The sequence below is a fragment of the Anaeromyxobacter oryzae genome, from assembly GCF_023169945.1.
GTDB classification, from domain to species: domain Bacteria; phylum Myxococcota; class Myxococcia; order Myxococcales; family Anaeromyxobacteraceae; genus Anaeromyxobacter; species Anaeromyxobacter oryzae.
Window position 1 is genome coordinate 3,171,903 of record NZ_AP025591.1, and the last position, 26,242, is coordinate 3,198,144.

Here is a 26,242-nt window from a genome sequence, read left to right on the forward strand (position 1 = left end):
TCGACGGAGCATGGTAGCGATGCAGCGCCGCGCCACGCGCGGGGGGAAACGATGACCGAGTCGCATCGCCATCATGGACGCGCCCGCGCCTGACCATCTGCGCGCGCGGATCCAGGCGCTCGAGGCCGAGCTCCGCGCGCTGCACGACGAGAACGATCGCCTCGCCGAGGCGCAGACGGACGCCGTCCTCCTCGGCTTCCTCGCCGAGCACGTGAGGGCGGAGTCGGAGCCGGACGGCATCCTCCGCGCCGGCCTCGAGCGGATGAGCGTCCTGAAGGACCTGTCGCTCACGCTCGCCTGCGCGCGAGAAGGCGACCGGCTCGTGGCGCGTGCCGTCCACGTCGCGTCGGGCGATCCGGTGGCGGGCGAGGTCGCCCTCACGCCGGCGGCCGAGGTCCTCACCGCGCTCGGAGAGGGCGTCGTCGTGCCACTGTCCGGCGCGGAGGCGTGCGCCGACGCGGGCCTGGGCGCGGGCGCGCTGCCGGGCGGCGTCGCGCCGAGGGCCGTGCTCCTCCTGCCGTTCCAGTGCCGCGCCTTCGGGGCCGGCGTCTTCGTGCTCGCGGACGAACGCGGCGAGGCGCGCCTCGTCCAGGCCGCGGCGGTCCTCGAGCGCGCTGCCGAGATCGTCGTCGGGCGCCTCGACCTCGTCGCGCTCGAGGATGCGCTCCGGAGGGCGAGCGCCGCGCTCGAGCAGCGCCGCGCGGAGCCCGGCCTCGCGCCGCCCCCGGCCGCCGAGCCCGCCGCACGCGCGTCGGCGCCCGAGCCGGCGCGCGCAGAGCGGGGCCGCGGCGAGACCGTGCTCCTCGTCGACGACGAGCCGCTCGTCCGGCGCGCTCTCGGCCGGGTCCTCGAGGGGCGCGGCTACGTCGTCGTCCCGGCCGCCTCCGCGGAGGAGGCGCTCGGGATCCTGGCGGGCCGCGGCGGCGTCGACCTGCTCCTGACCGACGTCTCGATGCCGGGGATGCGCGGCCCGGAGCTCGTCCGCGCGTTCCAGGCGCGCTGCCCCGGGCGTCCCACCCTCCTCATGTCGGGTTACCCCGAAGCGGCCGCGGGCGAGAAGCTCGGGGGCACCATGCTCGAGAAGCCGATCTCTCCCGACGCCCTCGCGCGCGCGGTGCGCGACGCGCTCGACGCCGCGGTGGGCCGCGCGGCGGGGTGATCGCCGACCGGTGCGGTCGACGGCCGTGCGCGGCCGCGATTGTGCCTGCCCCGCCCGCCGATCTACGTTCGCCAGGACCGTGACGGATCACCGCCGACCCGCGGGCGCCTCGCCCGCCGCGCTCGCCGCGCCCCCGCCGGCGGCCTCGCCGCACGGGATCGCGTTCGATCTCGGCGCCTTCCGCCGCGAGCTCGTCTCCCGCACCGCGGCCGCCGTCCAGGCGCTCCGCGCGCGCGTCGGCTCCGAGACCCTCTACGCCTTCGCGCTCTTCCTCGACGCGGAGGCCACCCACACGACCGTGTCCGCCTCGGCGAACACCGAGGAGGCGCTCGCGCAGCGCGCCGCGGCGCGCGCGGAGATCGACCCGCGGTACCGCGGCGAGTCCGGGCGGCGGCTCCTGCGCTGGTCGACGCCGGACTGGGGCTACCACGACTTCTCGGCGGAGATGCGGGCCCTCGCGATCCCCCCGGTCGTGGACTGGAAGCCGGGGACGGACGTGGCGCTCTACGCGGCGCTCGCCGGCGCGCTCAAGGCGGTCGATCGCGCCGGCCTCTTCGGGCGCGGCGCGGAGCGGGCCTTCCTCACCGTGAACGTGCTCGCGCCCTCCGCCTCGCCCGCGTTCTTCCTGAAGGGGCTGAAGCTCCTGAACCCGCGGCCGACCGTGGAGCGGCACCTCCACGAGACCTCGATGGCGCCCTTCGTGCGGTGCGTGAACCGCGCCCCGCGCCGCGAGCGGATGCGCATCTGGCTCGCGCTCTACGAGGACCTGTACATGGAGTGGCGGACGCCCATCGCCGAGGAGGCGCGGGCGCGCGGGATGAGCCCCTGGGACGTCGAGGTCGAGCTGGCGCGGTTCGGGCCGAAGGTGGTCCCGTCGCTCGTGGACCTGCTCGCGCACTACGGCTTCGCGTCGCCGTTCGATCACAACCGCGGGCTCGAGACCCGCGAGGTCTGGCTCGCCGGCAGCGCGCTGTTCCTCCTGCGCCGGATCGGCGGCGTGCAGGAGCGGGAGATCGCGCGGCTCCAGAAGCTCGTCGCCGACTTCGTGGAGCGCGACCGGCGCCTCAAGATCGCGCCGACCCTCGCGGAGAACACCGCCCGCGTGCTGTGGCAGCTCCGGCCCCGGCGGTTCCCGGAGCCGGTGATGGACCCGCAGACCTACAAGCTGCTGAATCCGGAGCCGTTCCTGCTCCGCAACACCGAGCGGTGAGAGGCGCCGGCGGCCGTTTCCGCTACTTCGGAGCGGCGGTTGCCGCCGCCGTCGCCGGCTTCTTCACCGCGAGCAGCAGGTTCGACTCGTCCGCGTCCTTCCGGTAGCCGATCTTGAACGGCAGCGGGCGCGCCGGCTCCGCCGCGAACAGCTTGATGAGCGGCTTCTGGTAGGCGCGCTGGAACGGCGGCTTCGGCTGCAGGTAGGTCCCGAAGGTGGTGAGCTCCCACCCGCCCTTCTCGAACACCTTGAACGGGAGCCCCGAGTCGTCCTGGAGGACGGAGAGGCTCTGCTCGACGAGGAGCGCGCGCGGCTTCGAGAAGCGGTTGTCGTGGAGGATGAACGACGCCGCCTTGAGGAACGCGTTCGCGTTGCCGTAGGCGCGGGCGAAGGTGAGGAAGCCCGGCTTCTTCTGGAGCGCGGCGTCCCCGAGGTCGACCCGCACGTAGATCATCTCCTGCGGCGCGTGGCCCTCGCGCTGGAACCGGACGCGGACGCCGGGCGTGCCGGCGCCCCACTTCTCGCCGTCGGCCTTCGGCTTCGCGGCGCCGGTCGCGTCGATCTCGATGTGCTCGGCGCCGAGGATCTTCCCGCCCGAGCGGGCGATGAACAGGTACAGGATCGGCTGGACGCCGTCGATCTCGTCGCCGCGGAGGTCGTGGCCCATCTCGTCGGTCCGGAAGAAGCTCGCCGGCACGACGGTGCGGAGCGCCTCGGCGAGGCCGGACAGCGCGTTCTCGAGGGCCTTCGGCTTCAGCTCCTCGGGCGGCGGCACGCGGCCGACCTTCTCGAGGCCGGCGAGCAGGTACGCGGGAGCGTCCGGGTAGAGGCAGAGCGGCGTCACCGCGTCCGGACCGCCGAAGAGGTAGAGGAGCTTCGCGTTCGGCTGGATCCGGGGGGCGAGCTCCGCCTTCGCCCAGCCGTCCATCACCGCGAGGCGCTTCGACAGCTTCGCCCACGCGTCGTCCATCGCCTTCTGGTGCGCCTTCCACGACGCACCCTCCTCGAGCTTCGCGAGCGGGGACCCGGCGGGCACGGGCAGGCCGGCGAGGAAGCGGGCCTGCTCGTCCGGCGTCGACGCGGCGCGGGCGGCGGGCGCGGAGAGGATGGCGGCGAGGGTAGCGGCCGCGAGGAGGCGGGGAGCGGCGAGGCGCATCGAGGGAGGTCTCCTGCTGCGCGCGGGGTGGTGAGGCGCGCGTCGGGGGCACACGATACCGGATCTCCGTCCGGGGCCAAACCAGGGGGGTCAGCGGGCCCGGGATCGACGCGCCGCCCGCGTCGCGTATTCATCCACCGCCGCGCCGATCCGGGCGATCCGGCCCGAGACGCAGAGCCGCTCGGCGTCGCACGGGTGAAGCGGCGCCGCGGCGTTCTCCGGGTCCAGGTAGCGGCTCCCCGCGCTCGCGACGAGCACGATCACGTACCGCCGCGCCGGCTCGCCGGGCAGGCTCTCGACGATCCCGGCGTCCGCGGCGAAGTTCCAGGTGAGCCCGGTCTTGTGGAGGAACCGGACCTCCGCGGCCGCGTTGCACGGGCGGACGTCCCGGCCGTACGCGATCTCGCCGACCGTCTCGGCGCCCGTCGCGGGATCGACGAACCGCCCCGGCACGCGGGCGGGGATCCCCTCGGGCCGGACCCCGCAGAGGCTCCCGGAGGAGAGCACGTCGTGCATGCCCTGGTCCCCGAGGAGCGTCAGCAGCCGCGCCCGCGCCTTCTCCGGGAGCGCCTTCCGCGTCACCGGGCGCCCGCCCGGCGCGTACCACAGGACGCCCGGACCGCCCGCGACGAGCCACAGCAGCCGCGCCGCGTCCATCGCGGTGACGTTCACCTCGCCCGGCGCCCAGCGGCCGCCGTCCTCGGGGCTCGTGCCCTCGACGCGGAGCGTGCCGAGCCCGAGCGCGGCGAGGTCCGCGTTCATGCGGTCCACCTCGCCCCGGGCGTGCAGGTAACGGAGCAGCGCGCGCGTGGCGCGGTTGTCGGAGCGGGTGATCATCGCGTCGAGCCACTCCTCGACGGGCCGGACCTCCGCGTCGGGTCCCGGGCCGTCCGCGACCGGCAGCCCGAGCGAGAGCGCGCTGTCCGCGGCGCGGCGGAGCACGTGGAAGGCGACGACGAGCTTGAAGACCGACGCCGGGTACGGCGCCATGAAGTCCCGGCCGTTCCGCCTGCCCCCGACGTCGTCCTCGTCCCGGAACGGCGGCCCGGCGTCGGCCGCCTCGCGACGCGCGGGGCTCCACCGGCGGAACCGGACCCGAGCGGCGAGGTCGCGATCGAGCGGGACGATCACCCCGCCCGGCGCGTCCGGCGCGAGCTGGACGTCCGCCGCCTCGAGCGCCCGGCCCTCGGCGTCGAGGCGGATCACCGCGACGTCGAGGTTTGGCACCGCGCCGATGCGCGGAAGCGGGCGCGGGCAGCCCGGGCCCGTCGGGCAGCTGCCCTCGTCCGCGCCCGCGTCCGCGAGCTCGTCGAGCCCGGCGGCGTGGACGGCGTCGAGGAGCGCGTGCGCGAGGTCCCGCGGCGGCGGAGCCGGTCGCGCACGGGACGGCGCGGCGGCGAGGGCGAGCACGAGGAGGAGCGGTGCGGCGTGCATGGCTTCTGCGGCGGCGAGGAGACCACGGACGGCCGGGGCTGTCACGGGGCCCGGCCCGATGAGGCGCCGCGCCTCGGGCGTCACGCCTCAGGCGACCGGGAGGGGCGGCACGAGCGCCGCCTCGGCCGCGCGGAAATCTTCCGGCACGGGCGCCTCGAGCACCAGCGACGCGCCGGTGACCGGGTGCGCGAGCTCGAGCCGCGCGGCGTGCAGCATCACGCGCGGGATCGCCACCTCGCCCACGCGGCGGGGGCCGCCGTAGCGCGGATCGCCGAGGAGCGGCGCGCCGAGGGCGGCGAGGTGCACCCGGATCTGGTGGGTCCGGCCGGTCTCGGGCCGGGCCTCCACGAGCGCGGCCAGGGCGGACGCGCGGAGGGTCCGGTAGCCGGTAGCGGCGGCCTCGCCGGCGGGATCGACGCGGCGGAGGCCAGCGCGGGCGGGGTCCTTCCCGAGCGCGAGGTCGACGCGCCCCTCGGGGGGCGCGGGCGGCCGCGCGGTCAGGGCGAGGTAGGTCTTCGAGGGCCCGCCGGTGCGGAAGGCCTCGGACAGCGCGGCGGCCGCCGCCTTCGTGCGAGCGAGGACCGTCACGCCGGACGTCTCGCGATCGAGCCGGTGGACGATCGTCACGGGCGACCCGAGGAGCGCGCCGACCAGCTCCGGGAGCGTGCCCCGGTCCGTGGTGAGGGTGGGCTGCGCGGGGACGCCGGCCGGCTTGTCGACCGCGACGAGCGCGGCGTCCGCGTAGAGGAGCCGGCTCCGCTCGAGGGCCGTCGCCGCTCCGGCGGCGCGACCGGCCTCCTCGAGGTTCACGGTGACCTGCTGGCCGGGGCGGAGCGTCTTGCCCGCCACCTTGCAGCGGCGGCCGTCCAGGAAGACGCCACCGGCGTCGAGGGCGCGGCGCGCGAGGCCGCGGGAGATGCCACCGCGCGCGGCGACGAAGCGGTCGAGCCGCTCGCCCTGGTCCGCCTCGGAGACGACGAGGTTCAGGCGGCGCACGCCGCTACGCCGCGGACTTGTTCGCGGGGCAGCTCGCGCACGGGCTGGGCTTCGACTCCGCCTTGTCCTTGCTCCGGTCGGTGATCGCGCCGGGGTTCTTGCCGCCGTAGTCGTTGATGTAGAAGCCGGAGCCCTTGAACGCGAACGAGCTCGCGCTCATGAGCTTCGTCACCTTCGAGCCGCAGACGTCGTGGACCTCGAGCGCCGGCGCCGACATCTTCTGCAGGACGTCGAACCGGCCGCACTTCGGGCACTCGTACTCGTAGATGGGCATACCCGCGAATCTCCGTCGATCCCGAACCTAAAAGCCGCGGCAGCGCTGTCAAGCGACCGCCGCCCGGGGCGCTCGCCGCGCCGGTGAGCCGCGCGGCGGCGTGCTAAGTACCCGGGGCGCCGCGGTTCCCGGACGAACGCCCCCGGCGGGAGGAGCTTCTACCATGGACGCGGTGGAGATCGAACTCGTCGCGCGGGAGGTGGACGCGCTCCTCCTCGACCTCGAGGCCGAGCGCGCCCGCCACGTCGCGGGGCTCGAGGCCGAGCCGGCGCTCGCCCGCCTGTTCGCCGCCCGCTCCCGCGCCGCCCACCGCGAGACCGTCGCCGCGCTCCGGGACGCGGGGCGCGAGGACCTCGCCGCGCGCGCCGCGGCGCTCCGGGCCGAGCGGGCGCAGGCCGCCGACGAGGAGGCCTGGCGCGCGGCCGAGTCGGTCGCCTCCGGTGCCGGCCCCGACGGCCTCGCGCCGCTCGCGGTCCTCGAGCGGGCGGCCCTCCACGAGCCGGACCGCGGCCGGCGGCTCGCCTTCGCCCGCGCGGCGGAGGCCGCCCTCGGGCCGGCGGCGAGCCTCCGCGAGGCGGCCGTCGAGCAGCGGGCCCGGGCCGGCGCGGAGGTCGGGGTCGCGCCGGACTGGCGGATCGTCGTGGAGGGCGACGCGGTGCTGGCGGCCTCCGACGACCCCTATCGCGACGTGCTCGCGTTCCGCGCCCGCCACGACCTCGCCCTCTCGCCCGCGCCCCAGGGCGACCTCCACCGGGCGGACCTCCTCCACCTCGCGCGGCTCGCGCGCTGGGACGGACTCTTCCGCGCCGGGATGCTGCCGCTCGCGCTGAAGCTCACGCTCGAGCCGCTCGGGCTGGACGCGGGAAGGCTCCGGATCGACGACGCGGAGCGGCCGGCGAAGTGGCCCGGCGTCCACGTCCTCGGCGCGCGCATCATCTTCGGCGCGCGGGGTGGCGCCGGCGACTGGCAAGATCTGCTCGAGGGCGCCGGCCGCGCGCTCGCCGGCGCCTCGACGCCGCCGCACCGGCGCGACCCGGTGTTCGGCGCCGCGCTCGGGGAGCTGCTCGGCTCGCTCGTCCTCGAGCCGCGCTGGCTCGCGGAGCGCGCCGACGTCGACCGCCGCCACGCGCCCGACCTGATCCGCGACCTCGCGCTGCGGCGGCTCTTATCCCTCCGGGCCCGCGCCGCCGCGCTCCGCGTCGCGACCGAGGTGACGCGCGGCCTTTCCGGCGCGGCCTGGCGCGAGGGCTACCGCGACGCCCTCACCGCCGCGACCGGCGCGATCTGGGAGGGCGTCCGCGCGGCGCGCGACGCCGACGCGGCCGGCCACGCCTCGGCGCTCGTCGGCGCCGGCGCGGGCGAGAGGCTCCGCGACGAGGTGCGGGAGCGGTTCGACGAGGACTGGTGGCGGAACCCGCGGACGGCGAGCTTCCTCGCGGGGCTGCTCGCGGCGGGGCGGCTGCCGGACGCGGCGGGGGACGCGTCGCCGGCGCGCGCCGCGGCCGCGCTCGCGGCGCGGCTCGAGGGCAAGGCGTAGCAGGAAGGCTTCTGGCCGGGGCGAAGCGGCTCGGGCAGGTCTCCGTCCCGGGCGGACCCGGGACGGGCGAGGCGAGCTACGGCTTCTTGCGCAGCGCCCGGACGATCTTCTCCTTCGTCCGGGAGGGCATCGGGACCGGCGCGGCGCGGGCCGCGGGCGCGCGCTCCGCCTCGCGAGCGCGCCACTTCATGTACGCCTCGATCTCGTAGGAGAGCAGCTCGATCTCGAGGTCGGACCGCTCCGGCGCGGCGCGCTCGAGCGGCTCGGTCCGCGCCGGGGCGGCGCCGAGGCGCATCCGGAGCACGCGCTCCTCCTCGGGGGAGAGCGTCCGCGCGGCCCCGCGCCGGAGGGCGGCCTGCGCCGTCGCCTCCGTCACGACCGCGGTCGACTTCTTCTTCGTCTCCATGGCGGTCATCGTAGGCGCGAGGCGCGGGCTGTCCATTTTTCTGGGAGCCCGCCCGGCCCCTGTGCGGCCCTGGGGGCAAGCACTCGATATCGCGGAGCAAACCAGCGAGCGAGCGATCCTACATCTGGGCTCTGACTCCCCCCTTGCGCGGAGGGGCTCCCACCGTGAAGAACACCCACCGAGGAGACCTGCGATGGCCGACTGGAAGGCGAACCTGCTCGAGACGGACGACCGGATCCGCGACCTGCTCGCGACCGTGAAGCGCGTCGCGGTCCTCGGCATCAAGACCGAGGGGCAGGCCGACCAGGCCGCGTTCTACGTTCCGCAGGCGCTCGCTCGGGCGGGCGTCGAGATCGTCCCCGTACCGATCTACTACCCGGACGTGAAGACCATCCTCGGGAAGCCGGTGTTCCGGTCGATCGCCGAGATCCCGGGCCCGGTGGACCTCGTCGACGTCTTCCGCCGGCCCGCCGACGTGGCGAAGCACGTCGACGAACTCGTCGCGAAGAAGCCGCGGGCGGTGTGGCTCCAGAAGGGGATCCGCAATGACGCCGCCGCCGAGGCGCTCGCGAAGGCCGGGATCCTGGTCGTCCAGGATCGCTGCCTGATGGTCGAGTGGGGGCGGCTCGGTCCGGGTTAGCGCTCTGCCCCGGGCCGGTCCTGGACCTCCTCGCGTGCTCAGCGCACCGGGATCACGATGGTCGGGTGCACCGTCACGACGCGCGGTGCCGTCTGGGCCCGGAGCACGTCCGCCGGTGGCACCGACATCCGCAGCGTGAACGCCGCGAGCAGCGCGATCGCGAGGACGAAGACGCCGACGCCTTCGAGAGCTTCGAGCTTCGCCATGACGACCTCCTCGTGTGCCCTGCGAGGATCGTACGTCCGCGGTGCAAGCTCATTTCAGCCCCTTCCGGAGGGAGTCCTGCCGGACTCTGCGTGCGCGTCGGACGGGGGCGCTGCAGCGCCCACCCGCGCTGCGGGGAACCGTCGCAGGCGTCAGCCGTGCTGCACGGCCACGCCGCGGAGCCGGGTCTCCTCCGGCGCGCGCGCCGCGGGCGCGAACGTCGCCGCCCCGAGGAGGACGAGCAGGATCCAGACGAGGTCCGCGACGAGGAGGTGGACGAGCTGCAGCGGCACGGGGGCGAGCAGCCCGACGTTCGCGGCGCCGGCGACGAGCTCCACGCCGACGAGGACGAGCAGCGCGACGGCGCGCCGACGGACGCGGGGCCCGGGCCTCGCCCGCAGCGCCGCCCGCGCGCACGCCGACACCGCGATCGCGGCGCCGATCGCAGCGAACGGGTGGAGAACGCGGAGGCGGAGCAGCACGTGGCCGCCGCGCTCGAGGTCCTGGCGCAGCCCCTCGGCGAAGCTCACGGCGGGGAACAGCGTGTCGCCGAGCGCGGCGATGGCGCCGGTCGCCCCGGCGAGGATCGTCGCGGCGAGGCCGAGGACGAACACCGCCGCGAGCGGGCCCCGGCCGCGGATCGCGAGGCCGCGCGGGGCCTCGGCGAACGCGCCGGTGAGCGCGATCGCGCCGAGGAGCAGGAACGTGTTCGTGAGGTGGATCGCGACCACCCAGCCGCGCGCGGCGGACGCGTCCTTCGCGACCCACCCGAAGAGCACGAGACCGGCGCCGACCAGCGCCTCGACGACGATGAGCGCCGCCGTCGCGAAGGCCCCCGCCCGGGCGGCGTGCCCGCGCGGGAAGGCGCGGACCGCCCAGACGACGAGGCCGACCACGAGCAGGAGCGCGAGCCCGCTCGTGGCGCGGTGCGTGAACTCGATGGCGGTCTCGACGGTGTGGCCGCGCGGCACCACCTCGCCGTTGCAGAGGGGCCAGTGCGAGCCGCACCCTGCGCCGGACCCGGTGGCGCGGACGAACGCACCCCACGCGACCACCGCGAGGTTGTAGGCGAGCACGCCCCACGCGAAGCGCTGGAAGGACCTCATCGCCGAACGGAAAACACGGCCGGTGCGCGGACGCAATCTCCTGGCGCGGGACGACCCGGCGGGGCCCGCCCGGTCAGCCGCGCTGGATCGGGCCCTGGGCGCGGGCCTGCCACCGCTGCTGGAGGGTCTGCCACGTCCCGAGCGCCTGCAGCGCCGCGTGATCCGCCTGCGACGCCCGGGTGCGCGCCTCGGCCGCCTCGCGCGTCCGCTGGGCGACGGTGGCGTCGAAGCGCGCGGGGTCGTACTTCGTCGCGGCCGGGATCTGCGCCTGCTCGAGCGCGGTGAGCTTCGCGCGCTCCAGCGCGGCCTCCGCGCGCGCCTGCTCGGCCTTGGCCGCCGCGACGCCCGCCTGGCGCGCCTGCACGAGCTGGTTCGCGTAGGCGGCGTGCGCTTCCGCCGCCTGCTGGTGCAGCTGCGCGGTCGACGCGAGCTCCTGCGCCCGCGCCGTGTCGCCGGGGTCCCCGCTCTCCTTCGCGGCCTTGGCGGCCGCCGCGGCGCGCTCCTGGTCGGCGCGGACGGCGGTCTGCTCGGCCTTCGCGTAGTCCGCCTCGTGCTGCGCCTCCTGCAGGTGGAGATCGGCGCGAGCGACGCCGTCCCGCGCGGCGTCCGATTCGGTCCGGGCGGCGTTCACGGGCTGCATCTCCGCGGGCGAGAGCCGGCCGAAGTCGGTCTCGGCGACGGTCTCCGGGCGGTGGCTGCCGCCGCCCATGCACGCCAGCGCCGCGGCGAGCGCCAGCGGCGCGCACGCGATCCCGATCTTCATGGAACCCCTCCCCCGAGCTAAAATCTAGGGCGTGGGCGGGGGCGCGGCAGGGTCGTGCGCGCTACTCCTGATCGTCCGCCGGCTCGCCGCCCGGCCCGCTCTCGCGCTTCTTGAGGCCCGCGGCCTCGAGCGCGGTGGAGGGGCCCGCGGGCTTCCGCTCGTCGGGCAGCGCCTTCGGCGCGACGACGGCGTGGACCGCGCCGCCGATGGCCTGGACCTTCGCGAGGAGCTCCACCGTCGCCCGCACGCCCGGCTGGTCCTTCACGCCGAACACGCCGGAGAGGCGGACCTCGAGCGGCGCGCCCGTCCGGGCGTCCGCGAGGAGCTCGCCGTCGACGGAGAGCGGCACGCGGCCGTCGAGGAAGGCGCGCCGGATCTTCGTGTCCGGGTCCGCGCTCGCGCCCGGCGCCGGGGCCGCGGCGGGCGCCGGGTCCGCTTTCGCGAGCAGGAAGCGATAGCGCCGCGCGGTGCGCCCGAGCGCGTTCGCCTCGCCGGCGGCCTCGAGGCGCAGGGCGGGCCCGTACAGCCGGGCGAGCGCCGCCACCATCCCGAAGCTCTCGTCGCGGAACCGTCGCGCGTCCCGGCCGTGATCGGTCGGGCGCTCGCGGAACGACGCGGGGAGGGCGCGGGCGTAGGTCATGCCCCCGGTCCAGACGACCTGCTTGCCGGTCTCGGCGCCGGGCCCGAGCCCGGGGTCGATCTCCGCCTTCACCTCGAAGTCGCCGGTTTCCGTCTGACGCACCGCGTGCCGCTCGATGGCGTGCACGCGCGCCGCGTCGTCGCCGGCGCGCGTCACGGTCCAGTCGACGGCGCCGGTCCACGCGAACGCGCCGAGCGCGCGCGCGACGGCGTCCGCGGACAGCGCGAGCGCCGCCTCGGGGTGGTCGGGGTCGAACGTGGGGACGCCGTCACCGTGCCCGGCCTCGCCGGGCGCGAACACCCGCGCGCGCGCGTCGGAGTCGCCGCGCGAGCAGGCGGAGAGGAGGATGGCGCAGGACAGAAGGAGGGCGAGGCGGCGCATCGATCCGCGCATCCTCTCACGAGACCCGGCGCAGCGTCGCGGGGAGCAGGCGGGGGCCCGGCTCGCCCTCGACGGGCGTCGCGGACGGCGCGGGGCGCTCGGCCTCTCGCGGCGGAGGCGCGGGCTCCGGGGCGTCCGGGGCGCGCCCCTCCCCGTCGCGAGCCTCGACGACGTCGCCCAGCGCGACGCGGCCGTCAGCCCAGAGCAGCTTCTCGCACCGGGCGAGGAGCGCCGGGAGGCCGTCCCGCGTCGCGGCCGAGACCGCCACGGCGTCGCGCTGGTGCGCGAGGGCGGCGCCCTCGGACGCCGGGAGCCGGTCGATCTTGTTCAGCACGAGGAGGCGCCGCTTCTCGGCGAGCCCGAGGTCCTTCAGGATCGCCTCGACCGCCGCGATCTGCTCCTCCTGCCGCGGGTCGGACGCGTCCACGACGTGGAGCAGCAGGTCCGCGTCGGTGAGCTCCTCGAGCGTCGCGCGGAACGCGTTCACGAGATCCGGCGGCAGGTCGCGGATGAAGCCCACGGTGTCGGTGATGATCACCTCGCGGTCGCGCGGGAAGCGGAGCCGCCGGCTCGTCGGATCGAGCGTCGCGAAGAGCTTGTCCTCCGCGAGCACGTCCGAGTCGGTGAGGGCGTTGAGGAGCGTGGACTTGCCGGCGTTCGTGTAGCCGACGATGGAGAGGACCGGCAGCCCGCGCGCGTTCCGCTGCTTGCGGCGGAGGTGGCGGTTCTCCCCGAGCGCCTCGATCCGGCGCTGCAGCGCGGTGATCCGGTCGCGGACGCGGCGGCGGTCGATCTCGAGCTTGGTCTCGCCGGGGCCCCGCCCGCCGATGCCGCCCGCCAGGCGGGAGAGCGAGTCGTCGCGTCCGACGAGGCGCGGGTACAGGTACTGGAGCTGCGCGAGCTCGACCTGGAGCTTGCCGTCGGCGGACTGCGCCCGCTGGGCGAAGATGTCGAGGATGAGCTGGGTCCGGTCGAGGATCTTGAGGCTCGTGGCCTCGGCGATGTGCCGCGCCTGGGAGGGCGAGAGGTTCGAGTCGAACACGATCATCGTCGCCATGAGCTGCATCGAGCGCAGGACGATGTCCTCGAGCTTCCCCTTCCCGATGAGGTAGCGCGGATCCGGGTCGCGGCGGAGCTGCAGCGTCGCGTCGATCACCTCGACGCCCGCGGTCCGAGCGAGCTCGCGGAGCTCCTCGAGCGACGCCTCCGCCTCGAGCCGACCGCGCTCGCGCCCGCCGAAGCCGACGAGGATCGCGCGCTCCTTCCCGCCCGTGCGCCGGATGGCCCGCGCGCGGGCGAACTCGTCCTCGAGGGCGAGCGCGCCCGAGAGCGCGTCGTAGTCGAGCTCGTGCACGGACGGGGCGACCTCGTCCTTCCACATCGCGCCCTGGGGGTTCTCGGGGAGCAGGTGCGCGTAGTGCACCCGGCCCGGGAGGCCGTCGTCCTGGACCTCGACGGCGGCGACCAGGTCGAGCCGCAGCAGCGCGAGGTCGGTGTGGTCGTCGCGGGAGAGCGGCTCGCCGTTCAGGTGCGTGTGGACGAGCCGCAGGCCGCGGAGGCGGCTGTCGCCGGCGCGGGAGCGGCCCACGTCGGGCAGCTCGAGCTTCTTCGCGTCGCCGACGACGACCGCCTGCACGTCGCCCTTGCGGTCGAGGAGGACCCCGATCTGCCGGTTGGTCTCGAGCGAGACCTCCGTCAGGTGCCGCGCGAGCTCCGGAGACACGATCGACTGGGCGTCGACGCGTCGGCGGTACGTGCGGCGAAGGGCGTGGAGCTGGGAGGGCTTGAGGCCGAGGGTGTTTCCGAGGACGTCCTGCATTCGCGCTCCCGGAATCTAGCCGTTCCGGGGCGAGGGAGCGACCCGATCTTCGAGCGGGCTCGCGCGCGGCCGGCGGCTCGCCCGCGCGGGGCGCCCCGTTACGCGGCCTCGATCGGGCGGTCGAGCTGGGCCGCCCCCGTCTCGATGCCGAGATAGCGGAGCAGCCGGAGGTGGTGCTGGCGCAGTCCGCGGACCGCCACCCTCGCGCCGCGGCTCGCGAGCGCGCGGGCGAGCACCGTCACCCCGAAGTCGTGGAACTCGCGGACGTGAGTGAGATCGATCGCCACCTCGACGCCCTCGCCCGCCTCGGCGATGACGCGCGCGAGCGCCTCGGCCGCCGGCACGTCGAAGACGCCGTCCATCCGGATGACGCGCGGGCCCGCCGTCGTCGTCGCGATCATGTCCACCTCCGGCGACGAGCACCGTCCCGCGGCCGCTCGTCGACCTCGCGGCGAGAGCGTGGAAGATCCGTGCCGGGGGCCGCGTCCCGGATCGGGGTGCGACCAGCGCCGGGAAAGATCGCCGCCCGCCTCGGAGATCCCGCCGTCCGCGCGCGGGGATCGCACCCTGCGGTCCGGGCTCGCGTTCGACCCTGGGTGCAGGCAGACCGACGGTCCGGGCACCTGCGCCGCCGCGCCCGGCCTCACCTCGGTGCACGGGCGGGCCCGCCTCTCGAGCATGGCCGGCTCGCGCGGGGCGGGACCGGCTCGCCGCTCGCGGCGCGCCAGGCGTGCGCTAGGCGCGCCGCCCCGCGTCGCGCACCCGCGCGAACCAGCTCGCGAGGGCGGGGACGCGCTCCGCCACGAACCCGGGGATCGCGGCCTGCACCATGTGCAGCTGGCCGTACACCGCGGCGTCCGCGACCGACGGCGTGTCACCGAGGATCCACGGCCGCGTCGCCACCGCGCGCGCGATGGGCTCGAGCAGGTCCACGACCCGGTCGGCGAGCGCGCCGCGCTGCGTGCGCCAGGCGTCCAGGCAGCCCGGCCCGAACTTCCGCTCCTTCACGACGCGGAACATCGCCCGCGCGTCCTCGCGCCCGCCCTGCGCCGCCGCGAAGCCCGCCTCGAGCCCGGGCGACGCGAGCCGGAAGGCGACGTCCTCGAGCACGTGATCCGCCCAGCCCTCGAGCACGATAGCGAGCGGATCGACGCGGAGCGACGGCGGGTAGCGACCGTCGAGGTAGGCGGTGATCGCGGCGCTGTCGGAGACGACCGTTCCGCCGTCCTCGAGCACCGGGATCTGGACCGAGCCGCCGGTCACCGCGACGAGCGCGCGCCGGTCGAGGTACGGGACCTCGACCGTCTCGAAGGTGAGCCCCTTCAGCTCGAGGCACTTGCGGACCTTGGCGGCGAACGGGCTGTACGAGAACTGGAAGAGGCGCATCTCCCCCGTCTAGCACGCCCGTTCAGCGGAGCGCGCCCGACCCACGCGCCGGCGCCGGACCCGCCCCATCCGGTCGCGGCCGTCACCGCTGCGGTTTTCCGGTTGCGCTTTCCTTCGCCCGCGGCCGGCCCAATGCTCGGCGCCATCCACACGCTCCCACGAAAGGGGGAGCCCTATGATCGACATCCTGCTCAGCTTCAGCGTCATCGCGTCCGTGGTCGGCGTCGCGCTGTTCGCGGTGCTCTTCTGGCTCTCGAACACGGTCCGGTACATCCCGAACAACCGCGTCGGCGTCATCGAGCGCCTCTGGAGCTTCAGAGGCTCGCTCGACCACGGCTTCATCGCGCTCGAGGGCGAGGCCGGCTTCCAGCCCGAGGTGCTCCGGGGCGGCTGGCACGTGTTCCCGCCGTTCCAGTACCGCGTCCACGTCGTCCCGCTCGTCACGATCCCGCAGGGCAAGATCGGCTACGTCTTCGCTCGCGACGGGGAGACGCTCCCGCCCACGCAGACCCTCGCCTCGAACGCCCGCGCCGCGGACTTCACCGACGCGGCGGCGTTCCTGCGGAGCGGGGGCCGCAGCGCCGGGTCCTGCGCGAGGGCACCTACGCGATCAACCTCGCCCAGTTCGTCGTCATCGCCACCGACGGCCTCGCGTTCCTCTCGCTCTCCGAGGAAGAGGCCCGGCTCTTCGGCGGCATGGCCCAGCTCCTCCACGACCGGAACGGCTTCGAGCCGGTCGTCATCACCGACGACGCCGTGGGGATCGTGACCGTCCACGACGGCCCGTCGCTCCCGCAGGGCGAGGTGATCGCGCCCACGGTGGGCGACCGCCCCGAGGACGCGGAGCGCTATCACAACAACTTCCAGGACCCCGAGCGCTTCCTCGCCGCCGGCGGCCTGCGCGGGCGGCAGCTGCAGGTCCTCGTCGAAGGCACCTATTACCTGAACCGCCTCTTCGCCACGGTCGATCTCATCCCGAAGACCGTCATCGAGGTGGGCCACGTCGGCGTGGTGGTCTCGTACACCGGCCACGCCGGCGTGGACCTGTCCGGCGACGGGTACCGCCACGGCGAGATGGTCCGGAGCGGCGAGCGCGGCGTTTGGAGCGAGCCGCTCCTTCCGGGCAAGTACGCCTTCAACACGTACGCCGGGAAGGTCCTCACCGTGCCGACGACGAACTTCATCCTGAAGTGGGTGAAGGGCGAGACCGGCGTCCACCGCTACGACGAGAACCTCTCCGAGGTCGTCCTCATCACGAAGGACGCGTTCGAGCCGACCCTCCCGCTCTCGGTGGTGGTGCACATCGACTACAAGAAGGCGCCGCTCGTGATCCAGCAGTTCGGGGACGTGAAGCGGCTCGTGGAGCAGACCCTCGACCCGATGGTGTCGGCGTACTTCAAGAACGTCGGCCAGACCCGCACGCTGATCCAGCTCATCCAGGATCGCTCGGAGATCCAGCGCCTCGCCGGCGAGCAGATGAGGGGGAAGTTCGACGGCTACTCGCTCGAGCTGAAGGAGGTGCTCATCGGGACGCCGCAGTCGCAGCCCAACGACCGCGCCATCGAGTCCATCCTGACGCAGCTCCGGTCGCGGCAGATCGCGGAGGAGCAGGTCGAGACCTACTCCCGCCAGGAGAAGGCGGCGGTGAAGGAGCGCGAGCTCCGCGAGGCGGAGGCGCGCGCGAAGCAGCAGACCGCGATCACGGAGTCCGAGCTCTCGATCACGGTCCAGTCGAACACCGGCAAGGCGGACTACCAGCGCTCGGTGCAGCAGGCCTCGCAGATCCGCGCGCTCGCCGAGGCGGAGGCGGACAAGGTGAAGCTCATGGGCGGGGGCGAGGCCGAGCGCGTGAAGCGGCTCGCCGAGGCCGAGGCCGAGAAGGCGGCGAAGGTCGGCGTCGCGCAGGCCCTCGCGATCGAGGAGCAGGTCCGCGCCTACGGCGGCCCGCAGCTCCAGCTCACGCAGCAGGTGCTCTCGCGGTTCGCGGAGGCCGTCGAGACGTCGCGCGTCGACGTGGTGCCCAAGATCGTGGTCGGCGGCGCGGCGGGCACGGGCGGCGCCACGGGGTCGTCGGGCTCCTCGCTGTTCGAGTCGCTCCTCGCGCTGCTCCTGTCGGATCGGCTCGGCGCGAAGGTGGGCGAGCCCGCCGAGCCGCGTGACCCGGACATGCAGGCGTACCGCGACCGGATCCGAAACGAGGTGGTCGGGAAGCTCCAGGGGAACGGGTCCGCGCGCTGATCGGGTCGGCCGGGTGGGGAGGTCCCGCCCGGCAGATCTGGAACGCGCCCTGCATCGACTCTGGTCATGAGCCGCCTCAAGGTTCGACACCGCCCCGATGGAGTCATCCAGCTGAACCGCCGCCGCGTGTGGGAAGTGGTGGTGCACCCCGCGTTCGCGGTCCTCCTCGCGCTGTTCGCGTCGTTCGTCGTGGTGGTCGGCGCGCTCACGACCGCCGTGATCGAGTTCCCGGATCTCCCGGAAGGGATCGCGCTGATCCTGCCCTGCCTCGTCCTGGGGCTCTGGGGCGCTCAGATGGCGCGCAGCGCGGTGGCTGCGACCGTTCCGGTCGAGGACGATCCACCGCCGCGCAGCGTCGCCTGACTCGAAAAACCGACGCTGGACGCAGGGGGCGCGACATTGGCGCCCGTGCGGCGGGCCGGCAGGCGAGCTGTTTGCGCATCGCCCGCTCGATCGCGCGTTCGTTGCGCACGGACTGACGGTGCGGGTGCGCGGCTACGGCGGCTCGGCCGCCGCGGCGGGGCTCCGGGCACACCCCTCGAACCACCGCTCCAGCCGGTCGGCCGGAAGCGCCAGGTCGATCGCGAACTCGTCGCCGCCCGGCCGGACGCGGGCGAACTCGAGCAGGTCGGCCGCCTGCCGGTCGTCGGTCGCCTGCGCCTCGACGCGTGCCACCGCGAGCGCGGCGCCGACGGCCTTCGCGAGGTCGCCGAGGCCGGCGCCGGCGTCCCCGCGGACGCGCACGACCGCGGCGACGTCGTTCATCGCGTCGACGTGCAGCTCGATCCGGCTCGCCGCCGCGGCGAGCCGCTCTCCGAGCTCGCGGTCCGCGCCCCGGAGGAGCTTCCGCGCCGCGTCGCCGGGCACCACCCCGTAGAGCTCGCCGTAGGCCATGTCCTCGGGGATGCCGGTCTCCGGAACGGGCGCGCGGCCCTCGAGCTGGTCGAGGGCGCGCCGGACGGCGGCGTCGCCGTTGCCGACGACGAGGAGCTGATCCCGCCAGACGCCGAGCGTCTCCTGGCGGCCGTCGCGCGGCGCGTAGATCCGTCCGGCGGCCCCGTACGCCTCCACCTTCGCGTCCTTCTCCATCTCCGACCAGCGCGCCCGGTCGAAGAACCCGGACACGACCATGGTGTCCCCCACGAACGCAACGCGGTCGATGTCCTTCAGGGCGTCGATCCCGGTCTCCTCCTGGAACGAGGAGAACGTCCTCGGGTCCTTCGCGAGCAGGCAGCCGATGAACAGCTCGCCGAGCCGGGAGTGGCGGAGCGCGTTCGCCTCGAGCACCACGATGGGCTGCCCGGGCTCGACGGGGAGCGAGACGAGGAACGGATCGCGGCGCGCCGGCGCGGCGGGGGCCTCGACGGTGGAGGTGGGCCGGGCCGGACCGGGCGGCGGGGCAGGCAGCTCGAGCGTCGCGCGCTGCTCGTGCCGTTCCCACTCCTCCGCGCGCATGTGGGTGGGGAAGTCGGGCTCGGCGCGGTCGACCCGGGTCGGCTCGTTCTCCCCGAAGGAGAGGAGGAACGCGGCCGCGCAGAGGAGCGCGGCGGCGACGGCGAGCCAGCGGCGGCGAGTCATCAGAAGTCCCTCCGCTCGAAGAGCGCGACGGCGAGGGCGAGCGCCGCGCCGGCGAACAGCGCGGTCCCGCCGAGCTGGACGACGAGCTGGCGGGCGTCGAGCGGCAGCGCGTTCGCGACGCGCGCCGCGTGGCGCGCGAGCTCGGAGATGCGCGGGAGCGGCGCCGTCAGGAGGAGGAAGGCGGCGCGCGAGAGGCCGCGCTCGAACATCGGCGCGAGGCTCGCGCGGAATCCCGCGACGATGCCGGCGACGAAGACGACGGCCCCCGCGGCGGCGGACAGCGCCGCGCTCCGGACCACCATCGCCGTCGCGACCATCACGGCGTAGAGGCCGGCGAACGCCGCGGCGGCGAGCAGCGCCGCGACCACCGGCGCCCAGCCGAAGACCCCGGTCTTCGCGAGGACGATGAGCGACAGGCCGAGCCCGCCGTAGAGCGCGCCGCCGAGGACGAGCGCCTCGACGCCGAGGAAGGTCCCGACGACGAGCTCCGCCCGGCGCACCGGCAGCGAGAGCAGGTGCTCGATGCGCCCCGGCGCGAGGAGGGCCGGCGCGAAGTCGGCGCAAGCGAGGATCCCGAACCCGAGGCCGCCGTAGAAGACCGTGTAGCTCGTCGCCTCGAAGAGGGGCCGGAGCGCGACGTCCGCGGCGCGGATCGCGCCGTACGGGGTCCGCCCGCCGAAGAAGCGCGTCGCGGCGAGGGCGCCGTCGACGACCTCGAGCTCGAGGCCGAAGCCGGCGAGGAGGAGCAGCCCGGTCGCGCCGGCGACGAGGGCGAGGATCCACTTCCGCGCCCGCGCCTCGCGGAGCAGGTCGCGCGTGACCGCGAGGACCCTCACGCCGCCTCCCGTCCGGCGCGGAGCGCCTCGGCGAGGACGACCTCGAGGTCCTTCCCGTCGGCCTGGAGCTCGACCACGAGCGCGCCGGCCGCGCGCGCCCGGTCGAGCGCGGCGTTGAGCGGCTCCGGCTCGCCGGCGAACCGCCACCGGCCGTCCCCGCCCGCCGTGAAGCCCGCCTCCGCGAGCGCCGGCGCGGGCGCGTCGCCCTCGAACCGCACGAGCCACTCCGCGGACGTGGCGGTGAGCGCCTCGAGCGGCCCCTCCCGCGCGAGGCGACCCTCCACCAGGATGCCGATGCGCCCGCAGATCCGCTCCGTCTCCGCGAGCAGGTGGGAGTTCAGGAAGAGCGTCGCGCCCGCCGCGAGCCGGCGCGCGAGGAGCGCCCGGACCTCGACGCGGCCGATGGGATCGAGCCCGTCGGTCGGCTCGTCGAGGACGAGCAGCTCCGGGTCGCCCACCAGCGCCGCGGCGAGCCCGACGCGCTGCCGCATGCCCTTCGAGAAGCCGCCCACCCGGCGCGCCGCGGCGTGCGCGATGCCGACCTCCTCGAGCAGCGCGAGCGCGCGCGGGCGCGGGAGCGGCGCGCCCTTGAGGCGCGCGACGCTCGCCAGGATCTCGAGGGGCGTCCAGGCGGGCGACAGCCGGAGGCGCTCCGGCATGTAGCCGACGCGGGCGCGGATGCGTGGATCCTCGGGGTCGCCGCCGAGCAGCCGGACGGCGCCGGCGGTCGGCCGGACCACGCCGAGGAGCGTCTTCACGAACGTGGTCTTCCCCGCGCCGTTCGGTCCGATGAGGCCGAACGCGGTCCCCCGCGGCACCGCGAGGTCGACGCCACGCAGCGCGTCGTGGACCTTGCGGCCGAGCGGACCGGTGTAGCGCTTCGCGAGCCCCCGCGCCTCGATCGCCAGCACGCCCCGGATGGTAGACGATCCGGCGCGCCGGGCGACGGGCGATGCGCGCCGCTCGCTCCGGATCGTCCGGGCGTGGCGTCTCGACGCGGGGCGACCGGCGTGATTATCTCGGCCTTCCCGATGGAGACCGACACCTCGACCCTGGCCCGCACCGCCCCGGCGGTCCCCGCCGTGCGCTCCGTCCTGAACGCCGCCGTGATCGTCGCGGCGCTCGGGTACTTCGTCGACATCTACGACCTCATCCTGGTCTCGATCGTGCGACGCCCGAGCCTCACGGCCCTCGGCGTCTCCGGCGAGGCGCTCGTCTCGCAGGGCGTCGCGATCCTGAACTGGCAGATGTACGGGATGCTCCTCGGCGGCATCCTCTTCGGCGTCCTCGGCGACAAGAAGGGGCGGCTCCAGATCCTGTTCGGTTCGATCACCCTCTACTCGCTAGCGACCCTCGCGAACGGGTTCGTCCACGACCTCGCGACGTACAAGGTGCTCCGGTTCGTCGCGGGCGTCGGGCTCGCGGGCGAGCTCGGCGCGGGCGTGACGCTCGTCTCGGAGATCCTGCCGGCCCGGCTCCGCGGCTACGGGACGATGATCGTGGCGTCGGTCGGGGTGTCCGGCGCCGTGGTCGGAAACCTCGTCGCGAAGCTCCTGGACTGGCGCGCCGCGTACTGGGTCGGCGGCGGCCTCGGGCTCCTCCTCCTCGTGCTCCGGATCGGCGTCCACGAGTCGGGCATGTTCCGGAAGCTCGAGACGGCGAGCGGCGTCTCGCGCGGCGACTTCCTCTCCCTCTTCACGCGGCGCGATCGCCTCGGGCGCTATCTCGCCTCGATCCTCATCGCGATGCCGATCTGGTTCGCGAACGCGATCCTGGTGTTCTTCGCGCCGGAGTTCGCGGTGAAGCTCGGCGTGACCGGCCCCGTGTCCGCGGGCGACGCGGTGGCGTTCTTCTACGGCGGCCTCGTCGCCGGCGACGTCGCGAGCGGCGTCCTCTCGCAGGTGATCGGGAGCCGCCGGCGCGTCGTGCTGCTGTTCGTGACCCTCCTCGCTGCCGCGATCGGCGTCTACTTCGCCGTGGCGCCCGGCGCCTCGCCGCGCACCTTCCTCGTCCTCTGCGGCCTGCTCGGGCTCACGAGCGGCTACTGGGCGATCTTCGTCACCGTCGCCGCGGAGCAGTTCGGGACCAACATCCGCGCCACCGTCGCGACGACCGTGCCGAACTTCGTGCGCGGCCTCGTCGCGCTCGTCACGACCTCGTTCCTGTGGCTCCGCCCCGGGCTCGGGCTCGTGGGCGCGGCCCTCGCGGTGGGTGCGGTCTGGTTCGCGCTCGCCTTCGTCTCCGCGCTCTCGCTCCGCGAGACCTTCGGCGTCGACCTCGACTACCTCGAGCCGGACTAGCCATGTCGCTCTACGTGGTGGACGTCGAGTCGGACGGCCCGATCCCGGGCAAGTACTCGATGGTCTCCTTCGGCGCGGTGGTCGTCGAGCCCGGCCTCGCCCGGACCTTCTACGGCCGGACGCGGCCGATCTCGGATCTCTGGCTCCCGGAGGCGCTCGCGATCTCCGGGGCGACGCGCGCAGAGCACCTCACGTACGACGAGCCCGGCGAGGTGATGGAGCGGTTCGAGAAGTGGGTGCAGGAGACCTCGAAGGGCCGGCCGGTCTTCTTCTCGGACAACCTCGCGTACGACTGGCAGTTCATCAACTGGTACTTCCACACCTACCTCGGCCGGAACCCCTTCGGCTGGTCCGGCCGGCGCATCGGCGACCTCTACTGCGGCATGGTGAAGGACGCGTACGCCACGTGGAAGCACCTCCGCTCGACCGCGCACGATCACCATCCGGTGAACGACGCGAAGGGGAACGCCGAGGTGATCCTCAAGCTCGTCGAGATGGGGCTGAAGCTGCAGGTTCGCTGATCCGCCCCGGCGCGCGCGTGTGTGGCCGGGACGCACCGGCGCCCTCCGCCGCGCACATACTGACAGTAGACGTCCCGATCGGGTCTCTGGGATGATGCCCGCCGATGCCCGGGCTCCACCGGGCAAGGGAGGGTTCACCCAGTGGAAAATGAAGTCGCAGCCGGCGTCGCGCAGGCGATGGCCGTCGTGCAGCTCGTCTCGCTCGCCGTCATGGTCCTCATGACGATCGGGATGTGGAAGATCTTCTCCAAGGCCGGCCAGCCTGGCTGGGCGTCGCTCATCCCCTTCTTCAACATGTACGTGCTGCTCAAGGTGGCTGGGCGGCCGGGCTGGTGGCTCGTCCTGCTGTTCATCCCGCTCGTGAACCTCGTGATCCTGATCCTCGTCGGGATCGATCTCGCGAAGGCCTTCGGGAAGGGCGTCGGCTACGGCCTCGGCCTCACGTTCCTCTCGCCGATCTTCTACCCGCTCCTCGGATTCTCGGACGACCCGTACCAGGGCTAGGCTCGCGAGCATCCGGCGTGAAACGACCCGGTCCGCCTGGCGCGGGCCGGGTCGTCGCGTCTCGCGGGCGCGCCGCGCCGTGCCGACGCGCTCGACGCGCGGGCCGCGGGGTGCTTTCCTCCGCCTCCCGTGCGGCTCTTCCTCGAAGGCGCGCTCCTCGGCCTCTACGCCGCCCTCTCGCCCGGCCCGTTCCAGGCGTACCTGCTCGCGCAGTCGATCCGGAACGGCGCGGCGCGGACGCTGCCGGTCGCGCTCGTGCCGCTCACCTCCGACCCGCCGGTGATCGCGGTGGTGCTCGCGGCGCTCGCCCAGGTCCCGGCGGGCCTGCTCCGCGCGCTCCAGGTCGTGGGCGGCGCCATCGTGCTCTGGCTCGCGGTGACCACGCTCCAGGGCGCGCTCCGGCCGGAGCCGCCCGAGGCGCGCGTGCCGCCGCGCGGCTTCCTCCGCGCCGCGCTCCTCAACTTCACGAACCCGAACGCCTGGATCTTCTGGAGCGCCATCGGCGGCCCGGCGCTCGCGACGGCCTGGCGCGCGCGGCCCGCGGACGCGTTCGCGTTCCTCGCCGGCTTCTACGTCCTGCTCACGACCGGCAACGCGAGCTTCATCCTGCTCGCCGGCGGGGCCGGCCGCCTCGGGCCGCGGTTCCAGCGCGCGCTCGCGCTCGTCTCCGGCGCGGCCCTGCTCGGCTTCGGGATCTGGCAGGTCGGGAAGGCCGCGCGCGGGGCGGGGTAGGCTGCGCGCCGCCTACTTCCCGCCGCCCGGCGCAGGCTGCGTCCCACCCCCGGACGTGCCGCCGGGCGGCGTCTGCGTCTTGGGCTGCTCGGGCGGCGGCGGGATCGACTTGAGGCGCTCCTTCACCTTGGCGATCTCCGTGCTGCTCGTCCCTCCGGAGCCGGTCAGGTGGTTCTTCTGGATGTACGCCTCGATCTTCGTGATCCGGTCCGGCGTGAGCGGGTGCGTCGACAGGTAGCGCGCCCAACCCGGCTGCTTCCCCTCACCCTTCTCGAGCTTCTGGAAGAACGTCACGAGGCCGTGCGGATCGTAGCCGGCCGCGGACGCGTACCGCGCGCCGTACTCGTCCGCCTCCGACTCGTCGGCGCGCGAGAACGCGAGCATCCCGGTCTGGCCGGCGAGGCCAGCGGCGAGCTTGGAGGCGGCGCCGGGGTCGTTGCCGAGCGCGATCGACGCGAGCGTCTCGAGGCCGAACTGGTCCACCATCTGCCGGGCCGAGTGGCGCGCGACCACGTGGCCGGACTCGTGGCCGAGCACGCCGGCGACCTCCGCGGTGTCGTCCGCCGCCTCGAGTAGCCCCGAGTACACGTACAGGTACCCGCCCGGCGTCGCGAACGCGTTCACCTGCTTCGGGTCGTTGATCACGCTCACCGTCCACTGGACGTCCGGGCGGTCCTTCTTCGCCTGCGCGAGGATCTTCCCGGCGACGTCGTTCACGTAGGACGTGACGGTCGGGTCGTCGATGTACTGGACGTGCTGCTCCTGCTCGAGCTGCTGCTTCACCTGGACGCCGAGCTGCTTCTCCTGCTCCGGCGGGACGAGCACGTTCGCGAGCTCGGTCTCCGTCTTCGTGCGCTGCGCGCTGGAGCAGGCGAGCGCGGCGAGGATCGTGGCGAGGGCGAGCGGGCGAGAGGTGGGCATTGCGGCGCTCTAGCCGCGCCGCCGCGCCCGGTCAGCATCCGGGCGGGTGCGGCGACCGCGCGGACCCGCGTGTTTGAATCGCCGCGCCCCGCCGCGGTACAAGCGGGCATGCGCCGGAGCGCCCGATGAAGCCGAAGCGCGTCGCCGCGGCTGCCTTCCTCGGCGCCGCCGTCCTGGGCGGCGTCGCATACGCGTTCCTCCGCGGCGACGTCGCCGCCGCGCACCCCGCGCCGCCGCACGCCCCAGTCGCGCCGGAGCCGCCCGCGTCGCCGCCGCCCATCGACGCCTCGCGCATCCAGACCGGCCGGCTCTCCTTCTCGCGGATGCCGGAGGAGGTCACGGGCGCCCTCGAGGTGCACTCCGCCGAGATCGTGAAGACCGCCGAGGCGCTCGCGACCAAGCAGGCGCGCATCGTCGGTACGTGCGCGCCCGGCTCGGCGATCCGCGTCGTCGGCGAGGACGGGAGCGTCGTCTGCCAGAAGCTCCCGCGCGGCGTGGTGTCGGTGTCGGCGCTGAACGGCCTGCCGCGCGTCGCGACCACGACCACCGCCCAGCAGAGCGTCCCGGGCGGCGTCGGACGCTACCAGTCCGGTGGCGAGGACGACTTCCTCGTCGTGCCGGTGACGCTCCCGGACGGTGCGATCGTGACCGGGTTCTCCTACGTGTTCTGGGACGCGGCCGCGAAGGTGGACGGCGGCGCGTACCTCTACCGGTCGGACGACACCGCCATGGCGGCGGTCGCGACCGAGGGCGCGAACGAGGAGGTCCGGATCGTCTCGACCGAGGAGATCCAGGCGCGCCGGGTGGACAACTCCGCGTACGCGTACTTCGTGTACATGCAGATGTCCGCGCAGGCGGGGCAGAACCTGATGCCGATCGCGGCGTCGGTGGCGTACCGGCTGCCGTAGGTTCCGGGCGTCGGGCGTCGGGCGTCGGGCGTCGTGGGCGCGCGGTGCCGAGCGTTCGCTCGGATCTGCACTGCGGGCGGGCTAGGGGCTTTCGAAGAGGGTGGAGGCCGGGGCGTCTCTGCGCGGGCGGAACGCCGTCTGCGTGATCGGCTCCGAGAGGCCTGAGCTGCGAAGGCGGCGATTCAGGCTGAGTTGGCGACTGACGTCGATCCGACGCAGATGTGTGCGCCGTCCGGGTCGAGTCCGGGTCCGGGTTCGGGGCGAGTCCGCGAGTCCGGGGTTCCGGGGTCCGGGGTCCGCGGGGTGGGGTCCGGCGGCTGCGCTGGCTGGGGTCGCGATCAGGGTCGAGATCGAGGTCGCCCGGAGAGAACCTCCCTCTCCCCCCGCTCTCTGGTCGCCGGGAGCGTTCGAGAGCGGGGGGAGAGGGCCGGGGTGAGGGGGGCCCGCTTGCGCTTGGCCGGACAGGCCGCGCGCGCCACACCGAGCAGGGCGCGAACGAGGCGCGAGGCGAAGCACTGCCTCTCATGTTCGGATTCCCGGCCACGCGTACCGCGGCGCGCGCGAGGCCTCGCTCGTGGGCGCGCCACGCCAGC

The 26,242-nt window shown here is 74.7% G+C and carries 28 protein-coding genes; 12 read left to right on the forward strand and 16 right to left on the reverse strand.

Annotated features, from left to right (window positions below):
• The first annotated feature begins 73 nt into the window (after positions 1–73).
• Positions 74–1,159, forward strand: coding sequence for a response regulator (locus AMOR_RS13775; RefSeq protein WP_248362032.1), 1,086 nt, complete (start codon positions 74–76; stop codon positions 1,157–1,159).
• 79 nt (positions 1,160–1,238) lie between these two features.
• Positions 1,239–2,369: a DUF4303 domain-containing protein gene (locus AMOR_RS13780; protein WP_248362034.1), complete on the forward strand. Its 1,131-nt coding sequence runs from the start codon at positions 1,239–1,241 to the stop codon at positions 2,367–2,369.
• A gap of 22 nt (positions 2,370–2,391) precedes the next feature.
• On the opposite strand, the gene AMOR_RS13785 is transcribed toward AMOR_RS13780, so the two are convergent.
• From AMOR_RS13785 to AMOR_RS13800, 4 genes are all read right to left on the reverse strand, one after another.
• Positions 2,392–3,525, reverse strand: coding sequence for a hypothetical protein (locus tag AMOR_RS13785; protein ID WP_248362037.1), 1,134 nt, complete (start codon positions 3,523–3,525; stop codon positions 2,392–2,394).
• 90 nt (positions 3,526–3,615) lie between these two features.
• Entirely contained in the window at positions 3,616–4,959 is a 1,344-nt protein-coding gene (locus tag AMOR_RS13790) for a serine hydrolase (RefSeq protein ID WP_248362041.1), read from the reverse strand.
• Positions 4,960–5,046: 87 nt separating this feature from the next.
• Positions 5,047–5,955, reverse strand: a complete 909-nt coding sequence (locus AMOR_RS13795) for an RluA family pseudouridine synthase (RefSeq protein ID WP_248362043.1) — start codon at positions 5,953–5,955, stop codon at positions 5,047–5,049.
• A gap of 4 nt (positions 5,956–5,959) precedes the next feature.
• Positions 5,960–6,229 carry an FmdB family zinc ribbon protein gene (locus AMOR_RS13800; RefSeq protein ID WP_248362045.1) on the reverse strand — a complete coding sequence of 90 codons (270 nt, stop codon included), beginning with the start codon at positions 6,227–6,229 and terminating at the stop codon, positions 5,960–5,962.
• Positions 6,230–6,392: 163 nt separating this feature from the next.
• Here AMOR_RS13800 and AMOR_RS13805 point away from each other — a divergent pair, with 163 nt between their 5' ends.
• A complete protein-coding gene (locus tag AMOR_RS13805) occupies positions 6,393–7,766 on the forward strand; it encodes a hypothetical protein (RefSeq protein WP_248362047.1) in 1,374 nt (457 codons plus the stop codon).
• Between the two features lie 76 nt (positions 7,767–7,842).
• Here the strand turns inward: AMOR_RS13805 and AMOR_RS13810 are convergent, their stop codons facing one another.
• A complete protein-coding gene (locus tag AMOR_RS13810) occupies positions 7,843–8,172 on the reverse strand; it encodes a hypothetical protein (RefSeq protein WP_248362050.1) in 330 nt (109 codons plus the stop codon).
• A 193-nt stretch (positions 8,173–8,365) separates the two neighbouring features.
• Here AMOR_RS13810 and AMOR_RS13815 point away from each other — a divergent pair, with 193 nt between their 5' ends.
• The gene (locus AMOR_RS13815; protein ID WP_248362053.1) at positions 8,366–8,812 is read left to right on the forward strand and encodes a CoA-binding protein; all 447 of its coding nucleotides are present in this window, start codon (positions 8,366–8,368) and stop codon (positions 8,810–8,812) included.
• A gap of 38 nt (positions 8,813–8,850) precedes the next feature.
• Here the strand turns inward: AMOR_RS13815 and AMOR_RS13820 are convergent, their stop codons facing one another.
• The 7 genes from AMOR_RS13820 to AMOR_RS13850 all read right to left on the reverse strand — a co-directional run bounded on the left by AMOR_RS13820 (position 8,851) and on the right by AMOR_RS13850 (position 15,111).
• Positions 8,851–9,018: a hypothetical protein gene (locus tag AMOR_RS13820; protein WP_248362056.1), complete on the reverse strand. Its 168-nt coding sequence runs from the start codon at positions 9,016–9,018 to the stop codon at positions 8,851–8,853.
• A gap of 150 nt (positions 9,019–9,168) precedes the next feature.
• The gene (locus AMOR_RS13825) at positions 9,169–10,122 is read right to left on the reverse strand and encodes a COX15/CtaA family protein (RefSeq protein WP_248362059.1); all 954 of its coding nucleotides are present in this window, start codon (positions 10,120–10,122) and stop codon (positions 9,169–9,171) included.
• Positions 10,123–10,195: 73 nt separating this feature from the next.
• On the reverse strand, positions 10,196–10,885 hold the full coding sequence (locus AMOR_RS13830; protein WP_248362061.1) for a hypothetical protein: 690 nt from the start codon (positions 10,883–10,885) through the stop codon (positions 10,196–10,198).
• Between the two features lie 61 nt (positions 10,886–10,946).
• Positions 10,947–11,906: a hypothetical protein gene (locus AMOR_RS13835; RefSeq protein ID WP_248362064.1), complete on the reverse strand. Its 960-nt coding sequence runs from the start codon at positions 11,904–11,906 to the stop codon at positions 10,947–10,949.
• Between the two features lie 16 nt (positions 11,907–11,922).
• Positions 11,923–13,725, reverse strand: a complete 1,803-nt coding sequence (hflX, locus tag AMOR_RS13840; RefSeq protein WP_248362067.1) for a GTPase HflX — start codon at positions 13,723–13,725, stop codon at positions 11,923–11,925.
• A gap of 98 nt (positions 13,726–13,823) precedes the next feature.
• A complete protein-coding gene (locus tag AMOR_RS13845) occupies positions 13,824–14,126 on the reverse strand; it encodes an STAS domain-containing protein (RefSeq protein ID WP_248362069.1) in 303 nt (100 codons plus the stop codon).
• Positions 14,127–14,460: 334 nt separating this feature from the next.
• On the reverse strand, positions 14,461–15,111 hold the full coding sequence (locus AMOR_RS13850) for a glutathione S-transferase family protein (RefSeq protein ID WP_248362072.1): 651 nt from the start codon (positions 15,109–15,111) through the stop codon (positions 14,461–14,463).
• 175 nt (positions 15,112–15,286) lie between these two features.
• Between AMOR_RS13850 and AMOR_RS13855 the strand changes: the two genes are divergently transcribed.
• The 3 genes from AMOR_RS13855 (at position 15,287) to AMOR_RS13865 (ending at position 17,712) form a co-directional block, all read left to right on the forward strand.
• Positions 15,287–15,880, forward strand: coding sequence for a flotillin family protein (locus AMOR_RS13855; protein ID WP_248362075.1), 594 nt, complete (start codon positions 15,287–15,289; stop codon positions 15,878–15,880).
• Positions 15,808–17,349, forward strand: a complete 1,542-nt coding sequence (locus AMOR_RS13860) for an SPFH domain-containing protein (RefSeq protein WP_248362077.1) — start codon at positions 15,808–15,810, stop codon at positions 17,347–17,349. The genes AMOR_RS13855 and AMOR_RS13860 overlap by 73 nt, the downstream gene beginning before the upstream one ends.
• Before the next feature lie 66 nt (positions 17,350–17,415).
• A complete protein-coding gene (locus tag AMOR_RS13865; RefSeq protein WP_248362080.1) occupies positions 17,416–17,712 on the forward strand; it encodes a hypothetical protein in 297 nt (98 codons plus the stop codon).
• Between the two features lie 132 nt (positions 17,713–17,844).
• On the opposite strand, the gene AMOR_RS13870 is transcribed toward AMOR_RS13865, so the two are convergent.
• The 3 genes from AMOR_RS13870 to AMOR_RS13880 are packed head-to-tail and all read right to left on the reverse strand — an operon-like array spanning position 17,845 to position 20,674.
• Complete coding sequence (locus AMOR_RS13870; RefSeq protein ID WP_248362082.1) at positions 17,845–18,927, reverse strand: hypothetical protein; 1,083 nt, start codon at positions 18,925–18,927, stop codon at positions 17,845–17,847.
• Complete coding sequence (locus AMOR_RS13875) at positions 18,927–19,763, reverse strand: hypothetical protein (RefSeq protein ID WP_248362084.1); 837 nt, start codon at positions 19,761–19,763, stop codon at positions 18,927–18,929. Before AMOR_RS13875 ends, AMOR_RS13870 begins: the two co-directional genes overlap by 1 nt.
• Positions 19,760–20,674 (reverse strand): ABC transporter ATP-binding protein, encoded by a 915-nt coding sequence (locus tag AMOR_RS13880; protein WP_318653870.1) that lies wholly within the window; start codon positions 20,672–20,674, stop codon positions 19,760–19,762. The genes AMOR_RS13875 and AMOR_RS13880 overlap by 4 nt, the downstream gene beginning before the upstream one ends.
• 120 nt (positions 20,675–20,794) lie before the next feature.
• Between AMOR_RS13880 and AMOR_RS13885 the strand changes: the two genes are divergently transcribed.
• The 4 genes from AMOR_RS13885 to AMOR_RS13900 all read left to right on the forward strand — a co-directional run bounded on the left by AMOR_RS13885 (position 20,795) and on the right by AMOR_RS13900 (position 23,820).
• A complete protein-coding gene (locus tag AMOR_RS13885) occupies positions 20,795–22,063 on the forward strand; it encodes an MFS transporter (RefSeq protein WP_248362086.1) in 1,269 nt (422 codons plus the stop codon).
• A gap of 2 nt (positions 22,064–22,065) precedes the next feature.
• Positions 22,066–22,584: a 3'-5' exonuclease family protein gene (locus tag AMOR_RS13890; RefSeq protein WP_248362088.1), complete on the forward strand. Its 519-nt coding sequence runs from the start codon at positions 22,066–22,068 to the stop codon at positions 22,582–22,584.
• Between the two features lie 141 nt (positions 22,585–22,725).
• Complete coding sequence (locus AMOR_RS13895; protein WP_248362091.1) at positions 22,726–23,088, forward strand: DUF5684 domain-containing protein; 363 nt, start codon at positions 22,726–22,728, stop codon at positions 23,086–23,088.
• Between the two features lie 129 nt (positions 23,089–23,217).
• Entirely contained in the window at positions 23,218–23,820 is a 603-nt protein-coding gene (locus AMOR_RS13900; RefSeq protein WP_248362094.1) for a LysE family translocator, read from the forward strand.
• Positions 23,821–23,832: 12 nt separating this feature from the next.
• Here the strand turns inward: AMOR_RS13900 and AMOR_RS13905 are convergent, their stop codons facing one another.
• Positions 23,833–24,741, reverse strand: coding sequence for a M48 family metallopeptidase (locus AMOR_RS13905; RefSeq protein ID WP_248362097.1), 909 nt, complete (start codon positions 24,739–24,741; stop codon positions 23,833–23,835).
• A 125-nt stretch (positions 24,742–24,866) separates the two neighbouring features.
• Here AMOR_RS13905 and AMOR_RS13910 point away from each other — a divergent pair, with 125 nt between their 5' ends.
• Positions 24,867–25,649 (forward strand): hypothetical protein, encoded by a 783-nt coding sequence (locus AMOR_RS13910; RefSeq protein ID WP_248362099.1) that lies wholly within the window; start codon positions 24,867–24,869, stop codon positions 25,647–25,649.
• The last annotated feature ends 593 nt before the right edge of the window (positions 25,650–26,242 follow it).

What these genes read in the sequence shown, in the direction of transcription:
- AMOR_RS13775 (WP_248362032.1), top strand. Translation starts at nt 74, where the DNA reads ATGGACGCGCCCGCGCCTGACCATCTGCGCGCGCGGATCCAGGCGCTC.
- AMOR_RS13785 (WP_248362037.1), bottom strand. Translation starts at nt 3,525, where the DNA reads ATGCGCCTCGCCGCTCCCCGCCTCCTCGCGGCCGCTACCCTCGCCGCC.
- AMOR_RS13790 (WP_248362041.1), bottom strand. Translation starts at nt 4,959, where the DNA reads ATGCACGCCGCACCGCTCCTCCTCGTGCTCGCCCTCGCCGCCGCGCCG.
- AMOR_RS13800 (WP_248362045.1), bottom strand. Translation starts at nt 6,229, where the DNA reads ATGCCCATCTACGAGTACGAGTGCCCGAAGTGCGGCCGGTTCGACGTC.
- AMOR_RS13805 (WP_248362047.1), top strand. Translation starts at nt 6,393, where the DNA reads ATGGACGCGGTGGAGATCGAACTCGTCGCGCGGGAGGTGGACGCGCTC.
- AMOR_RS13810 (WP_248362050.1), bottom strand. Translation starts at nt 8,172, where the DNA reads ATGGAGACGAAGAAGAAGTCGACCGCGGTCGTGACGGAGGCGACGGCG.
- AMOR_RS13815 (WP_248362053.1), top strand. Translation starts at nt 8,366, where the DNA reads ATGGCCGACTGGAAGGCGAACCTGCTCGAGACGGACGACCGGATCCGC.
- AMOR_RS13820 (WP_248362056.1), bottom strand. Translation starts at nt 9,018, where the DNA reads ATGGCGAAGCTCGAAGCTCTCGAAGGCGTCGGCGTCTTCGTCCTCGCG.
- AMOR_RS13825 (WP_248362059.1), bottom strand. Translation starts at nt 10,122, where the DNA reads ATGAGGTCCTTCCAGCGCTTCGCGTGGGGCGTGCTCGCCTACAACCTC.
- AMOR_RS13830 (WP_248362061.1), bottom strand. Translation starts at nt 10,885, where the DNA reads ATGAAGATCGGGATCGCGTGCGCGCCGCTGGCGCTCGCCGCGGCGCTG.
- AMOR_RS13835 (WP_248362064.1), bottom strand. Translation starts at nt 11,906, where the DNA reads ATGCGCCGCCTCGCCCTCCTTCTGTCCTGCGCCATCCTCCTCTCCGCC.
- hflX (WP_248362067.1), bottom strand. Translation starts at nt 13,725, where the DNA reads ATGCAGGACGTCCTCGGAAACACCCTCGGCCTCAAGCCCTCCCAGCTC.
- AMOR_RS13845 (WP_248362069.1), bottom strand. Translation starts at nt 14,126, where the DNA reads ATGATCGCGACGACGACGGCGGGCCCGCGCGTCATCCGGATGGACGGC.
- AMOR_RS13850 (WP_248362072.1), bottom strand. Translation starts at nt 15,111, where the DNA reads ATGCGCCTCTTCCAGTTCTCGTACAGCCCGTTCGCCGCCAAGGTCCGC.
- AMOR_RS13855 (WP_248362075.1), top strand. Translation starts at nt 15,287, where the DNA reads ATGATCGACATCCTGCTCAGCTTCAGCGTCATCGCGTCCGTGGTCGGC.
- AMOR_RS13860 (WP_248362077.1), top strand. Translation starts at nt 15,808, where the DNA reads ATGGCCCAGCTCCTCCACGACCGGAACGGCTTCGAGCCGGTCGTCATC.
- AMOR_RS13865 (WP_248362080.1), top strand. Translation starts at nt 17,416, where the DNA reads ATGAGCCGCCTCAAGGTTCGACACCGCCCCGATGGAGTCATCCAGCTG.
- AMOR_RS13870 (WP_248362082.1), bottom strand. Translation starts at nt 18,927, where the DNA reads ATGACTCGCCGCCGCTGGCTCGCCGTCGCCGCCGCGCTCCTCTGCGCG.
- AMOR_RS13885 (WP_248362086.1), top strand. Translation starts at nt 20,795, where the DNA reads ATGGAGACCGACACCTCGACCCTGGCCCGCACCGCCCCGGCGGTCCCC.
- AMOR_RS13890 (WP_248362088.1), top strand. Translation starts at nt 22,066, where the DNA reads ATGTCGCTCTACGTGGTGGACGTCGAGTCGGACGGCCCGATCCCGGGC.
- AMOR_RS13905 (WP_248362097.1), bottom strand. Translation starts at nt 24,741, where the DNA reads ATGCCCACCTCTCGCCCGCTCGCCCTCGCCACGATCCTCGCCGCGCTC.
- AMOR_RS13910 (WP_248362099.1), top strand. Translation starts at nt 24,867, where the DNA reads ATGAAGCCGAAGCGCGTCGCCGCGGCTGCCTTCCTCGGCGCCGCCGTC.